Raw genomic sequence first — 14,475 nt, forward strand, 5'->3', positions numbered from 1 at the left:
ATAGCGCCTGCGACCATAACAGACCCTATACGGTTTGCTTAACAGTTAACAAAGTGTATAGTTAGTTTTACCCTAACAATTGCTTTGAGATAGTGGCCTAACTATGCCTGATGTTTATCAATTAAATCCTAATTTGACCAAGACTGCTGCGGTGCAAGAGTGGATTTGCCAGCGTATTGACTGGCACATCTATCAGCCCAATCAGCGCGTTCCCTCTGTGCGTAAATTGGCCCAGCTATTAGACGTGTCCAGCTTTACGATTAGCCAAGCTTATGAGCAGCTGGTCGCGACCAACGTGCTCATTGCCAAACCCAGCTCTGGCTATTACGTGCGGCCGCAAGCCATGACCAGCAGCCCGATAGAATCTGTCGTAGAAAAACCTGTTATCGACACCCGCTGGCTGACGCAGCAAGTGTTTAGCGACATTCCCCGTCATAGGGCGTCAGGGGTCGGCGTGCTCCCTAATGACTGGGTTCGCAATGACAAGATGGAGTGGGCCATCCGCCAAGTGACCCAGCAAGCCGACAGCTTTATCTATGATTACGGCGTGATTCAGGGCTATCTGCCGCTTCGTCAGCAGCTCGCGCAGCATTTGGACACTCTCGGTATGCAGACCAGTGCCAAGACCATCATCACCACAGCTGGGGTCTCGCAAGCCGTCACCGTTGTTTCACAATTATTATTGCAACCTGGCGACACGGTGATGGTGGATGCGCCCGGTTGGTTTTGGTTATCGAGTTGCTTGCAGCAGCAAGGCTTTACCGTCGTGGCTGTCGAGCGTGACCATCTCGGTCCTGATATTGAACACATGCAAAAGCTCTTTGCCAGCCATCATCCCAAGCTCTATCTGACCAATAGCGTGCTGCACAACCCGACCTCTTGTAACTTGCACCCTGCCCGCGCCCATCAGGTGCTCAACCTCATCCATGAGCATGACGCTTATATCTTTGAAGACGACTTATACGCCGCATTTGTACCGGGCGGTCAAGCACTGCGCTATGCCAGTCTCGATCAGTTCGAGCGAGTGTTTTATGCGACGGGGTTTTCAAAGTCGATGGCATCCGGCTGGCGCGTGGGTATGCTCGTGAGTCCAGAGCGCTTTATCGACGGGGTGCTGCGCATGAAGACGCTCAGCAATATGACCACGCCGGAGTTTGGCGAGCGCGTCATCCATAAGCTATGGACGCAGGGGGAATATCGACGGCAGCTCAATAAAGTACAGCAGCATTTGTACTCGGCGCACCAAACGTTGCGCGAGGCTCTGCCCAATATCGGTATTGAGTATCCAGAGCATACGCAGCCCGGTATGTTTATCTGGGCAGACACTGGGCAAGATACGGGTCAGTTGGCATTGGATGCTTATCAGGATGGTTGGCTGGTTGCGCCCGGTCAGCTGTTTTATCCGGACGCACGGGCGTCGACGCATTTGCGGCTGAATGTGGGGACGACTTCGAGTGAGTTTTTGGCGTGGTTGGGGAGGTATTTAGAAGAACGTGCACAGCAAACCGCTAAAAGCGATGCACGTTAGAGCCCAATGAGTCGGACGTGCACAAATTTTTCGATTATTTGTGCACGTTTTTCTAAATAAGCAAAAATTGGTAAAGAAAATTACTATGTTAATCAGCAATTATTTAACTGACTTCAGCAAGCCTATCAAACTGGTGATAAAGTTTAAGAACTGGTTGCCTCAACCCCTATATTTATAATTTTAATAAAGGAATAACAATGACAGAAACGCCTATAAAAAGTTACCACGGCTCATGCCTATGCCAACAAGTCCGCTTTAGTATTACCGGATTTAGGGGAACGGTCGGTAACTGCCATTGCACCATGTGCCGCAAGTTTCATGGTGCGGCCTTTGCCACTTTGGTCAATGTGGAAGGATTAACTTGGCTATCGGGACTAGAGCAACTCAAGGATTTCGTCGCGCCTAACGGTACTATCCGCACTTTTTGCTCGCACTGTGGTTCTAGCATCGGCTTTAGAAGTAAAGACGCGTCACTTGATGAGATTGAGATGGCGATTGCAACCTTTGATGAAGACTTGCCTGTTAATGTCGATGTACAAATCTATTGAGCTTATAAAGCCAACTGGAGTGAGCTTAGCCCTACTATCAAAACCTGTCTCGAAGGGGAGGCTTAATGACTCGTTAGGCTCAGCGTGAAGATTATCTCACCACCAATACGTCGGATAGTGCCTCTTTTCGTCCTCATTACTATTTATTACATCGCTACCTAAATTGTTGTAAATCAGCGCCACCATGACCAGCACTATAGAGCCTAGCAGCGTTGGCGTTAATAAAAACTGCCAACTGGCCCCGCCAATCATCACGATTAATGGGCTTCATCCAGCCCACGACAAATAGCCGATCGCTTATTTATAGTTGGGGAAGGGATTATGGTAGCGGCACAAACTGAGCAGCGAGATTTAGACTGGGATATTCATAGCACAGTGCGTATGCTCGTAGGACACGGCTAACTCATGCTATAGAAAACTAAAGTATAGGGTCATCAAAGACAATGCTCAAACCTCATTTCCAGCTGCTAGCCGACTATAATGCCAGCATGAACCAGAAAATCTGCGCCAGTATTGCTGAGTTATCAGATGATGCGTTATGGCAAGACAAAGGCGCGTTCTTTGCTTCGATTTTGGGGACGCTCAATCATATTATGGTCGGCGATTTAATTTGGTTGACCCGCTTTAACGGTCATCCCAACGATGCCAATGGTTTTAACGCTCTAAGTCAATTGTCAGAATTTACCTTACCGAGCCAATTAACCCAAACCCTCTATAACAGCAAAGAAGATTACACTCATAGTCGTCTTGAATTAGACAGCATAATTATTCAATTCATCAAAGAGTTAGCTGAGGTCGATTTGAGCCAATCTCTGACTTATACCAATAGCAAAAGTGCTCAATTTAGCAAACCCTTCTCACAGCTACTGCTGCACCTATTCAACCACCAAACCCATCACCGTGGTCAAGTGACGACTTTACTCAAGCAAATGGACATCGATGTGAGCGAGACGGATTTGTTGGTGTTGATTGATCAAGCATAGTTATAACCACCCCGCTGCAAGACAAGCTTACGCTTAAACGTTAGCTAGCTAAGTTGATAATTATTTGCAATTTATCTCTATATAAAGATAATTAATTAACTATTAATGGGGAGTGTCGCTTCCATTTTCTTGAGCAGCATATTCACAATAACCACTTCTTCCTGACTGAGTCCACTCAATAATTCATTCTCTAAAACAATATGTGACGATACGGCTTTTTCAATGAGGTGCTTGCCATCTTTTGTTAATTTGACCAATAAGCTACGTTTGTCTTCAGGGTTATCCACCCGTTCAATCAATTGCTTCTTTTCAAGATGCTGTAAGCGATTGGTCATCGTTCCCGAGCTGACCATCATACTGTCAAATAATGCGGTAGGGCTTAGGCAGTAAGGCTCTCCCGAGCGTCGCAGCGTCGCTAACACATCGAACTCCCAATGGTTCAGTCCAAACTTGGCTTTATAGTTGGTGGCCAACTGACGCATTATGATGACTTCAAGACGTTTGATACGTCCGATGGTTTCCATCACCTGCAATTGCTCACTGCCATAACCTTGCGCTTGCCACTGAGCAATAATTTGCTCTACCGCATCTGGAGCTTTGATATTATCATCGCTAACTGCTGCGTTTTGTTTCACTGCCATAATGACTTTCTCCTGATATAAAACCTGTCTAATATTATCTTGACATAGAGATAAAATCATCTAGTATATATTTATCTTAATGTAGAGATAAATTATGACACAGGTAGCGCCAAACCCCAAGACGTCTTCTAATTCCTTACCGCAACCAATCATCCCGCTAAGCACTTTGTCTCCTAATCCCCTTGAACCAAAATATTGGTTAAACACTTTATTAACGATGCTAGCACCCATATTTTGGGGAACGACCTACATCGTCACTACAGAATATTTGCCAATCGACCGACCGTTATTTGCTGCGTTATTCCGAGTATTGCCCGCTGGTATCTTATTGACACTATGGGCTCGAAAACTGCCCAAATCTCACCAGTGGCCGCGAATACTCATACTGTCATTCTTAAATATTAGCTGCTTTCAAGCTTTGCTATTTGTCGCCGCTTATCGACTGCCTGGCGGTATTGCAGCGGTTATTGGCGCGGTTCAGCCCTTGATTATTATGGCGCTAATCTGGCGCTTTGAGCATCAATCGCCTCGCTCGGTCGCCTTATTGGCTACTCTGGCCGCTATCGTCGGCATGGCCATGTTGTTAATTACGCCTGAAGCAGAATGGGACACAATAGGATTGCTCGCCGCCGTTCTAGGCGCCGTATCTATGGCCGTCGGTGTTTATTTGACCAAGCGCTGGAAACCACCGGTCAGCAATCTAACCTTTACCGGTTGGCAATTGTTATTTGGCGGTCTGATGCTATTGCCATTGGCCTTTTGGCAGGAGTCCTTTCCCACCAATCTAACGACGGATAACCTACTAGGCTATGCCTATCTCGCAATCTTTGGCTCTCTTATTGCTTACAGCTTATGGTTTCGCGGTATTGAAAAACTGCCCTCTGTGGCGGTGTCTATTCTAGGTGCGTTTAGTCCCATTACGGCGACCGTGATCGGTTGGGTGGTCTTAAATCAGCGGTTATCACTACTACAAAGCCTCGGTTTTATTATTGTACTGGTAGCCGTCTTTATCGTCCAACGTGATGGTAATAAAGCCAATAAGAAGCCTGTTAAGCAAGATAACGCCATCTACTCAACGCATTCAATCAACACAACTGATTCAACCACCCCAACTGACATCAATGTCAACAAGGAGAGTAAACCGTGAATTTAGCAGCGCTATTAAACCAAAGAACCGCCTACTACGATTATGACGCTAATGAGTCAGTTGACAGGCAAACTATCGAGCAGCTTGTAACCGAAGCGATGAAAGCACCGTCTGCTTATCACTTGCAAAATTGGTACTTTATTGCAGTGACCACTCCTGAACATAAAAACAAGTTATGTCAGGTTGCCTATGAGCAAAGGCAGATTCTATCTGCCGCTGTCACCTTTATCGTTTGCGGGGATATGGATGGCTATAAGCGCCTGCCAGCAGCCTTACAGCCAAGTATTGATATGGGCACACTACCACAGATCCTAGCGACCAGCTTTATTGAAGGGATAAATAACAGTCATCCTAACAACCCTCAACTTAGACGCGATGAGGCTATTCGAAGTGCTTCACTGGCAAGTATGGTATTGATGCTGACTGCTGAAAGTAAGGGGTTTGCGACAGGGCCAATGAGTGGCTTCGATATTACAGCACTGCAAGAGGCTTTTGATTTGCCTGAGTACTTACTGCCGGTGATGTTAGTTACTGTGGGAACAACGACTGTTCCAAGGTTTCCTTCTAAACAGCGACTGCCCGTCGTAGATAAGCTAACCATTCTATAAAATACGCCATTGGGTAAATTTTTTACTATCAAAACAAGGAGGCTACCCTATTAGACAGCCGCTATTGGTAAGTTACCCACTAGAAGCCTACCTTTATTTTACCCTTATCGAGTTAATCAGGAGTCGCCTGCAATGGTGCCATCTCTATTTAACAACCTAGCCACTTACAACACGCAAATGAATCAGCAAACCTGTAAGGCCCATCGCAGACTTGCCTAAGGAAGTGTTGTGGCAGGATAAAGGCGCGGAATTTACCTCCCTACTCGGAACGATGAACCATACCTTGGTCATTGACTTGATCTTGCGCGGCTCAACACCCATCCTTGCCATCCTGAGGGGTTTGATAGCTTAAAGAAATTGGCGGACCATCCCTCGATAGAGGGTATTCGGTAGGTATTATTTCCGTCGTTACCAGACTTCATAGAGGCTCGGCAGTCTTGTGATACGCTCATTTGCAATTTGGTTCAAGAGACGGTAGAGAGACCGACTACTATGAGCCATTGACCTGTCGCTAAAGTGCAGACATTAATAGTACTAATAACAATGCCGTTTCTGAGCCGTTTTACCTGCTGATGCAAGACTTATTCAACCACCAAACCCATCACCGTACTCACAGTGCCAGCCTGGCTTATTTATATGGATCGAGGTGGGATGAACACTGCTGAGTTGATACTGGCGGCCCATCAAATGGTTGGCTGCGCCCAGTCATTTGTTTAGCCCAACGGGTACGCATGGCACGCATGTTCGCTTAGATATATCGATGACTTCAGATAAGTTTTTAAAGTGGTTAAATGAAAAATTAAGAACTCAAAGTTAGTAAGTTGTTTTATATTAAGAATGTTAAATGTATAGTATGTATAAATTCATTAATCTTTAAGAGCTTAGTCATGCAAACTTTTGATCTTAGAAAAATTGTTACTGCTTCCCTTTTAGCTACCCCTTTTTTATTGACTGCTTGTGGGGGCGACTCTTCTGATAATGGTAGCTCATCTAGTAATAGTGTAGATGCATCAAAACCAACCAATCCAAAACCGACTAATCCAAAACCGACTAATCCAAAGCCGACTAATCCAAAGCCGACTAATCCAAAGCCGACTAATCCAAAGCCGACTAATCCAAAGCCGACTAATCCAAAGCCGACTAATCCAAAGCCGACTAATCCAAAGCCGACTAATCCAAAGCCAACTAATCCAAAGCCAACTAATCCAAAACCAACTGAAACGTTGGTGGATACGAACAGCTTGCCCACATTACCCAGTAATGATCAACCATTGGCATTAAACAAAAATAAGGCAGCTATTCAAACACTCGCAGACCAGGGCATTTATAAAGTCACATCATCTACTATTTTAGGCTTTGGCAGTGGTAAGTATGAGTGTGATGGGAAAAACACTGATGCCCTAGGCAAAACAATATATTGCCAAATCGTTACTCAGTATAAATATGATTCAGCCAGTAAAAATATCGTTTCAGTGAACTGGATATATGAACCAACTAAGCAAAGCTGGAGAAAAATCACCTTAATTCGTGATGACCGCAACTTTTATAATCCGTTTTTTCATGATTCTTATGGCTTGGTTAGTGATGGGAAAAAGTGGTTAACGACTAAGCTAGATTTGAAAAATACCCCTGCTGTTATTGACAATGGATCACTTGCCTATACTATCGGCGATGCCAAATTCTTACTGACACTACCCACCACATCATTAGCGAATAATCACTCAAGGGGCGTAACCTATTCAGCAGATGCCAAAAAGTATGTACCTCAAATAAACCTAATCAAAGGTGAATACCTTAGTCTAAATAAGCGTGGTACCTGGGATAAGAGTGATGACGGGAATGTTTATAAGACCTTAGGTGAGTATCGCAGTAAGCACATCTCAAAAGAGTCAGTGCTATGCTTTTATCCTATGGACTGGTCAGCAGGTATTGTATTTGACAAAAATCATTCTACTGCCACTCGATATAAGTTAGCTACAGGCTGTGGTACAACCATTAAAAATGATACAACGCCGGTAATGCTAACTGAAGGTGTTAAGACTATAGCAGATAAAAAAGTAATCTATCTTAGCAATGTTCCTAATAATTATCGGGCAGATAATACTAGTGGGAACCAGTTCTTATACGCTGTAGCGTTAAACTCAGAAGGTGTTCCTGCACAGGGTAAAGCTTATCAAAAAGGTTACGCAGAGCAAGAATTTACTCACGATCCTTACTTAAATCGTACCGCTGTACTAGATAGACTTAAAGTAGAAAATGTGTCAGTGGCTAAAAAAGATTTACCCTTTTAATGAATGGTTTTATACCTTTGGTAGTTAGTATTATTTAGGCCAAAAAACGGACACATTGCTTGTCCGTTTTTTTAATGCTATTTGGACAAAACTCCAGCTTACTTTTTCACTGACTACTGTCAGACTATGTGATAGTCAGTCGCCATCAAAAATGATTTGAATAAGTTCAATCCTGACACTGGTAACTTTTTTTCTAGCTGACTGTGAGCACACAGACAAAAGCTACGAAAATCCATCCCAGTGTCACTGAACTACTTTTAGAACGAAACGAACTCGCTATAGAACCCAAGCGATAACGCAATCGTTGTTAATGAAGTCATCACTGAATTACACGATGGGATCAAGCTGTTTACTGTACAAGGTCTGCCCGTATAAGTCCTTTAACTTTACGGTCATTGCTTCACTATTGCCATCAATCATCACTTCACCAAAGAACTGCATTCCCGCGCTTGGCGGCAAATTAGATTGACCTTCTTCGGGTGCTTTAACATATTTAAGCTCAGGACCAAAGGTATTATCGAACTTATTTGGGCCAAAAGTACCTGCATTTAATGGCCCTGATATAAATTCCCAAAAGCCATTAAAATCTTGGAATTGCGCCTTATCGGGATTGTAGTAATGAGCAGCCGTGTAGTGAACATCGGCCGTTAGCCAGACTGTATTATTGATACCGCTATGCTTGATAAATTTTAGTAAGTCTGCAATTTCATGCTCACGTCCCAGTACCGGACCATCGCCATTCGATGAGTTTTCAGCCACATCACCATCTCTGACCATCAAGCCAATAGGCATATCGGCTGCGATCACTTTCCAAGTCGCTTTGGAGTCTTTGAGCCCTTTTTTTAGCCAAGTAATTTGCTCGCGCCCCATATAGGCAGTGTCCTCACTGGGTTTGACTTGACGGTTGTCTGAGTTATCCCCTCGATAGCTGCGCATATCAACAACGAACACATCTAGCGACGGCCCATAAGGAATTTTGCGGTAAATACGCTCTTTTTCATCCGCTGACAGGCGCATGGGCATATATTCCATAAAGGCCTTTTTAGAGCGCGCCGATAGCAGCGGCATACTTTTTACTTTATAACGATCATCATTGGTCAAGAACTCATTGGGATACCAGTTATTGGTGGTTTCATGGTCATCCCACTGCGAGATTATGGGCACTTGCGAGTTAAAATGCCGAACGTTTTTATCCATTAAATTATAGATATAGTTACCACGGAACTCATCAAGCGTTTCAGCGACTTTACTTTTAGCTTCAGTGACAATGTTGCGCCAAATACTACCATCTGCCAGCTCGACACGCGCTTCAAGAGGGCCATCGGCATAGATATTATCACCACTGTGAATAAAGAAATCAGGTCTACTCTCAGCCATCGTGTGATAAATTTTCATTCCACCGATTGACTCATTGATGCCCCAGCCTTGACCTACCGTATCACCTGACCACTGAAACTTAATATCCTGTTTTTGCTCTGGCGCAGTTTTGAAATGGCCTTTCACAGGATAGCTCTCATTCTTAGCTCGGGCTAGGTCGCTATAACTCACTCGATAAAATATATGCTCGCCAGCAGGTAGACCTTGTAGATCTACCGTGGTGGTAAAGTCATTTTCCGCAAATGCGGCAGGGCCTACCACGCGCTGGACGGCTTTAAAACTCGGGGTAGTGGACCACTCGACTATCATTCGAGCAGGTCGATTGGTGCGACTCCAAATCACTGCCCGACCATTGACAACATCACCCGATTGCACGCCATAAGGTATCAGCGGGCGATCTGGTTTGATCGCAAATACAGAAGTAGACCCTATGGCTGTCCCGGCTAGCGCAGATAGCTTTAAAAAGTTACGACGATTACAAGACATTACTTATCCTCAATGATTAATTGTGTGAAGCCACTCAATTCGCTAACAGCAATCCTATCTACCCTTATCTAGATTGTGTGAATCATCTTAAATCGTTATTGTTAAGGTTTAATGTAGAGCTCAAAGATTTAATCGTCGCTAACTTTGCAATGTGGATTATTTACCTGCCTTTTTAAGCAAATTAAGATACTGATTTTAATACACTGATTTTAATAATAAGAGCTTAGTTTTTAACTCGCTTGCTATAGGGATTATCATCTTGATGATTGCTTAGCGGCTACCTTTATAGCCATTCATTATCAACACCCACAAAAAAACCAGCCAACATTCCAAGATGTCGGCTGGTTTTTTATTGTCTAAACCTGTCTAAATATCAATAAGTCGAATTAATTATTCAGTATTTGAATCAACCCTACTTTGACACACCTTCTAATAACTGGAAGGGAAAAGTCACCACGTCAAAGGCCAAAGCAAAGGGTAACATGACCAGCTTCTGCGCGCCGTTTGGCCCCTTTTGTGACACTTGCGCCGCTTGTGCTTGGGTATAAATCGTCACCGGATAAGGTTTAGTCAGCGCTTTGTATTTGGACTGAATTAGGCTCAGATTACTGACTTGTGGGTAGACGCCGCCTTTGATAGGTACAGTAAAGCAAAAGCGCTGCGCGCCGATACGGCTGTCGCTATTATTGGTACACTCCGTCCCGCCATTTTGTAAAAAGAACTGATAATCTGAACGTTTAAATTCATCCTTTAGCTTGGCATAAGACAGCTTCATCTGACCTTGAAAGTAGCCATCATTTTTAGGCGAATAAAAAGTCATATCGTTATCGACTTGGATATTTTGCGGGGTAAGGTTGGTCAAAATATTGACCATCTCCGGCCCGCCTTGGGTGAGTACGTAGCTGTGCTTTTCACCAACGATAACCACGCTATTGCTAGGCATATTCGCCAGCGGCTGCGCAGGACGACCAAAAGCAACCAGTTGATCTTCAACCAAAACCTGTTTTGCAGTGGAGTTACTGACAGCGCTGCTATTCGGAGTTTGATTTCCCTCTAACAACGAGCTAGTAGCGCAGCCTGATAGGCTCACCATCATAGCAACGGCAGCTGACTTACAAACTAACATTTTGCTGGCTGATATACCTTGAGTTTTCATTGTCTATTTCCTTATCCTTGACTAATTTGAGTATCCTATCACCGTTTTTATAACGTTAACAATCACTTATTCGTAGTTTTAAAGCCAACGTAATTTACAGATTATATGGCAGAGGTCATTGCCTTAGACTTAATAAGCCCACTACAGTACTGCACTCAGTAACATCTTTATTAGACTGTGGTTACCTTCTAACAGCCTGTCTATCAAGGCGTTATAATAATATTTGCACTGTAATGCCTGAATTTATAGGGCCACACTAGTAAAATATAGTCAACCCATTTTAGATTTGACACAAAGTCGCTGGAATAAATTCATGCCTGCCTCAGTCATCTCATGACGTCTAGCCAGCAAATTTATATTAGCTACTCTTTTACGTATCAGTCTTAAATAGGATTAATTGTATATGGTATCTAAGCCCCTATTTGTGGTAATAATAGGCATCATACCAAACAATAAATCGAACAAAACTTCACTATTGACTTGTCTCGTAAAAATAAAACCCGCTACTATGTGAGTAGTAGCTATATAGTACACATATAGAAAGCTAGCTAAAAAGCGATATAAAAAGCTACTTTTTTATTCACAATAATAACAATCACTCCCACCAGACCCTACTTATTGGCCGTGAACTAGCGATTGTTAATGATCAATAGGTATCCGTCACCATAGAGGCCGCTATGACGCAGCAACGGCGAACTATAGACAAGCTCACCGCCCAAGGTATCCTTCCACCAGAGCATGCCAATACCGCTGCCTCCTACCTTGAGGTATACCCTAACAAGCGAGATTGGTTAGCCTTTTTTGACAAGGCATTGCTTATTATCGGCGTGGTTGCACTGGCATTAGCACTGGTATTTTTTATCGCTTATAACTGGCTGTATCTGGGCAAGTCGGGTAAATTTGCCTTAGTTGAGGGCGCTTTAGTGCTCACTATTGCTGCTTTTACATTTTTGGCCTATCGGCGCAAGTTTCAGCTGGCCCAGCAGCTACTACTCTTTATCGCCAGTATTATCACCGGTAGCTTGCTCGCTCTATTTGGTCAGGTGTATCAGACAGGGGCTGATACGTGGCAGCTGTTCGCCAATTGGGCATTATTAATAGTGCCGTGGGTAGTGATCGCTCGCATGCCAGCACTTTGGCTATTGTGGCTAGGGCTTATCAATGCCAGCCTGATGCTCTACACCGCGGTTTCGACCTTCTTTGGGGTCAATTATTTTAACCAGGCCTTCGTCTACCTTGTTACCTTGACCGCCCTTAACTTTATCGCCCTTAATCTTTGGCTGCTTTGGCTGGATAAAAAGCCAACTACTGACAAGGCGCTTATCAACATTCCTAGTAAAGTTCCTAGCAAATTACCTAACAACGATTTATCTAACAACAATTTATCTAACAACAATTTATCTAACAACAATTTATCTAACAACAGTGCCGCAACAAGCAACGCTCTCAATGTACAAATTGGCTACCACTGGAGCACCTATGTTGTCGGCTTGCTGAGCACGTACTGGGCGACCCGTCTCGCTATTGTTGACGTCAATCACAGCGTTTCACTCACGACTATAGCCTCTATCCTCCTTTGGATCGCTTGGAGCGCCTTTATGTTTTGGCGCTTTTATAAAGCTCGAATTGATTTACTCATGCTCACCTACCTTTGCGGCTCAGGTGTCGTTGTTATCATGGTTTGGCTGGCGAACACCTTGCTTAGGCGCTGGGACTCAGGCGGCTTCCTGGTATTGGCTCTGCTATTGATCGCTCTTAGCTCAGGCGCGGTTATTTGGCTGCGCCGCGTTGCGCTTCAGACCACCACGACCACTACTGAGCTGCGAGGTCATTGTGAATAAGCGTCAAATGGATGATACTACCGCCAAGCTACAGCAGGTCGGCCTTATTGAGCCCTCGCCCCAATCTGATCCCGTCTTATCAGCTCATACAGTTGAAGATAAGGCTGATGATACCCCTTGGTTTTTACAGCTGTTTCTCGGTTTTAGCGGGCTTATCTCAGGCCTATTATTGATTGGCTTTTTTGTCTTACTCATGTCCTCAATCCTAGACGATGCTAGCGCGCAGCTTATCATTGGCGTCATCCTTATCGGCGCAAGCTTTGGGCTATTTAAGGTAAGTCGAGGGCGCAATACTTTTTTGAGTAGCCTCGCCTTTGCCATTAGTATTGCCGGTCAGGGATTTTTAGCTGCGGCCCTGATTAGCTTTGATCTTGAGATGCCGCTGGGCGTCTGGCTATTTTTGCTAGTGCAAGCCGCGCTGACCATCGCTATGCCCAACTTTCTACACCGATTACTAAGCAGCTTTATCACTTTGGGCTGCTTGATCTACCTGTTTAACTTTTATAATGCCGCTGAGGTAAGTTTGGGACTTCTAGCGTTAATAACCAGTGCCGTTGGACTGAATCGCTATGCTATCTTGCGCAGTGTCCCTGTCAATTGGCGCGCCGGTATATCAGAGGTCAGCCGAGCTATAAGCTATGCCAGCGCGCTTATGCTCTTAATGGTCTCAGTCTATTTTATCGCTGCCGAATTTGGTCACGACATTGTCGGTCATGGCGCTATTTTTAGCTATCATTACCCTTTGGCGCAGGGGCTGCTTATTTTGGCGAGTTTATATGCCACGCATCTGATATTACGGCGCTATAACACCAAGCTGATCTCCCCTTCAGGGCTTATCATTATCTGCGCCATCAGCGTCTTAGGTATGATTTCTGTCTATGTGTCTGGGCTACTTGCCGCGAGCCTGGTGATCGTTATTGCAAAGGCCAATAGTCAACGAGTGCTAATGGCGCTGGGTATTCTCGCCTTAGTGGGCTACGTCTTTTGGTATTACTATCAGCTCGATACTAGCCTACTGCTTAAAGCCGGATCAATGCTGCTCATCGGTGTAGGCATGTTCATAATGCGCTGGTTATTGGTGAGTCAATATTTCAATATTGGTAATAATAATGACGCTACAACTGTCCGAACGCCCGCGCCTATCCACCGTGAGGAGACCTCATCATGAAGACTGAACGACAAGCTGCTCATGTCGATGCACCGCCCAAACCTCCTCGCCGTCCCGACCCCTTTTGGCAAAGGCGCTCGGTAAACATTGGCATAGCCTTACTGGGACTCGTTATTATTCTGGCTTTAATGAATACCACCATCGCTAAGTATGAGCTGCACCTTGCTACCGGCGATACTGTCCTATTGGAGCTCGCCCCTGTCGATCCACGCGGCTTTATGCAGGGTGATTATATGGCGCTCAGCTTCGCCATTGATGATGATATTCGTGAAGCATTGGGCAAGCAAAGTGATGACTTATACCTTGAAAATACCGAAGGCAAAGTCATCGTGAGCAAAGATAGGCATGACGTAGGTCACTTCGCAAGATTAGTGAATAATTCGGATGCCGAGAAACTTGCAGACAATGAGCTGGCGCTGTATTACCGCGTGCGAAATGGTCAGGTGAAGTTCGCCACCAATGCTTTCTTCTTTCAAGAAGGGCACGGCGAAGCCTATGAAGAGGCCGAGTTTGGGATATTTCGTGTTAATGACAAGGGCGAGCCATTATTGACAGGGTTGGCTGGGGATGATTTTGAGGTGATTGCGCCGGAATGATGGTTAATGGAGAGTACTATAAGTAGTAAATTAAAGCTACCCGTTGAAGCGGTCTTTGATTTGTCGGATATCCTAAAAGCGGTAGATGGGAAATTGAAGGCTGGT

General features: G+C 44.6%; 13 protein-coding genes. 9 read left to right on the plus strand and 4 right to left on the minus strand.

Annotated elements, in window-relative coordinates:
- The first annotated feature begins 103 nt into the window (after window positions 1-103).
- Both EGV92_RS07895 and EGV92_RS07900 read left to right on the plus strand, forming a co-directional pair.
- Window positions 104-1,528: an aminotransferase-like domain-containing protein gene (locus EGV92_RS07895; protein WP_131668659.1), complete on the plus strand. Its 1,425-nt coding sequence runs from the start codon at window positions 104-106 to the stop codon at window positions 1,526-1,528.
- Window positions 1,529-1,725: 197 nt separating this feature from the next.
- On the plus strand, window positions 1,726-2,076 hold the full coding sequence (locus EGV92_RS07900; protein WP_207401756.1) for a GFA family protein: 351 nt from the start codon (window positions 1,726-1,728) through the stop codon (window positions 2,074-2,076).
- A gap of 96 nt (window positions 2,077-2,172) precedes the next feature.
- On the opposite strand, the gene EGV92_RS14205 is transcribed toward EGV92_RS07900, so the two are convergent.
- Window positions 2,173-2,328 (minus strand): HPP family protein, encoded by a 156-nt coding sequence (locus EGV92_RS14205; protein WP_242678669.1) that lies wholly within the window; start codon window positions 2,326-2,328, stop codon window positions 2,173-2,175.
- A gap of 191 nt (window positions 2,329-2,519) precedes the next feature.
- Between EGV92_RS14205 and EGV92_RS07910 the strand changes: the two genes are divergently transcribed.
- Window positions 2,520-3,059: a DinB family protein gene (locus EGV92_RS07910; protein ID WP_131668660.1), complete on the plus strand. Its 540-nt coding sequence runs from the start codon at window positions 2,520-2,522 to the stop codon at window positions 3,057-3,059.
- Window positions 3,060-3,154: 95 nt separating this feature from the next.
- Here EGV92_RS07910 and EGV92_RS07915 read toward each other — a convergent pair whose 3' ends face one another.
- On the minus strand, window positions 3,155-3,700 hold the full coding sequence (locus EGV92_RS07915; protein ID WP_131668661.1) for a MarR family winged helix-turn-helix transcriptional regulator: 546 nt from the start codon (window positions 3,698-3,700) through the stop codon (window positions 3,155-3,157).
- A 94-nt stretch (window positions 3,701-3,794) separates the two neighbouring features.
- Between EGV92_RS07915 and EGV92_RS07920 the strand changes: the two genes are divergently transcribed.
- The 3 genes from EGV92_RS07920 to EGV92_RS14095 all read left to right on the plus strand — a co-directional run bounded on the left by EGV92_RS07920 (window position 3,795) and on the right by EGV92_RS14095 (window position 7,746).
- Entirely contained in the window at window positions 3,795-4,847 is a 1,053-nt protein-coding gene (locus tag EGV92_RS07920; RefSeq protein WP_131668662.1) for a DMT family transporter, read from the plus strand.
- A complete protein-coding gene (locus EGV92_RS07925) occupies window positions 4,844-5,455 on the plus strand; it encodes a nitroreductase family protein (RefSeq protein ID WP_131668663.1) in 612 nt (203 codons plus the stop codon). Before EGV92_RS07920 ends, EGV92_RS07925 begins: the two co-directional genes overlap by 4 nt.
- Before the next feature lie 887 nt (window positions 5,456-6,342).
- Complete coding sequence (locus EGV92_RS14095; RefSeq protein WP_207401757.1) at window positions 6,343-7,746, plus strand: hypothetical protein; 1,404 nt, start codon at window positions 6,343-6,345, stop codon at window positions 7,744-7,746.
- A gap of 327 nt (window positions 7,747-8,073) precedes the next feature.
- Here the strand turns inward: EGV92_RS14095 and EGV92_RS07935 are convergent, their stop codons facing one another.
- Together EGV92_RS07935 and EGV92_RS07940 are read right to left on the minus strand one after the other, a co-directional pair.
- Window positions 8,074-9,609 carry an alkaline phosphatase D family protein gene (locus EGV92_RS07935; protein ID WP_131668664.1) on the minus strand — a complete coding sequence of 512 codons (1,536 nt, stop codon included), beginning with the start codon at window positions 9,607-9,609 and terminating at the stop codon, window positions 8,074-8,076.
- 412 nt (window positions 9,610-10,021) lie between these two features.
- Window positions 10,022-10,735, minus strand: a complete 714-nt coding sequence (locus tag EGV92_RS07940) for a YidX family protein (protein WP_165525591.1) — start codon at window positions 10,733-10,735, stop codon at window positions 10,022-10,024.
- Window positions 10,736-11,442: 707 nt separating this feature from the next.
- Between EGV92_RS07940 and EGV92_RS07945 the strand changes: the two genes are divergently transcribed.
- From EGV92_RS07945 to EGV92_RS07955, 3 genes are read left to right on the plus strand one after another with little or no spacing between them, the layout of a single operon-like run.
- Window positions 11,443-12,606, plus strand: a complete 1,164-nt coding sequence (locus tag EGV92_RS07945) for a DUF2157 domain-containing protein (protein WP_131668666.1) — start codon at window positions 11,443-11,445, stop codon at window positions 12,604-12,606.
- On the plus strand, window positions 12,599-13,774 hold the full coding sequence (locus EGV92_RS07950; protein ID WP_131668667.1) for a DUF4401 domain-containing protein: 1,176 nt from the start codon (window positions 12,599-12,601) through the stop codon (window positions 13,772-13,774). Before EGV92_RS07945 ends, EGV92_RS07950 begins: the two co-directional genes overlap by 8 nt.
- A complete protein-coding gene (locus EGV92_RS07955) occupies window positions 13,771-14,370 on the plus strand; it encodes a GDYXXLXY domain-containing protein (RefSeq protein ID WP_131668668.1) in 600 nt (199 codons plus the stop codon). Before EGV92_RS07950 ends, EGV92_RS07955 begins: the two co-directional genes overlap by 4 nt.
- The last annotated feature ends 105 nt before the right edge of the window (window positions 14,371-14,475 follow it).

It is taken from the genome of Psychrobacter pygoscelis, from assembly GCF_004335015.1.
GTDB classification, from domain to species: domain Bacteria; phylum Pseudomonadota; class Gammaproteobacteria; order Pseudomonadales; family Moraxellaceae; genus Psychrobacter; species Psychrobacter pygoscelis.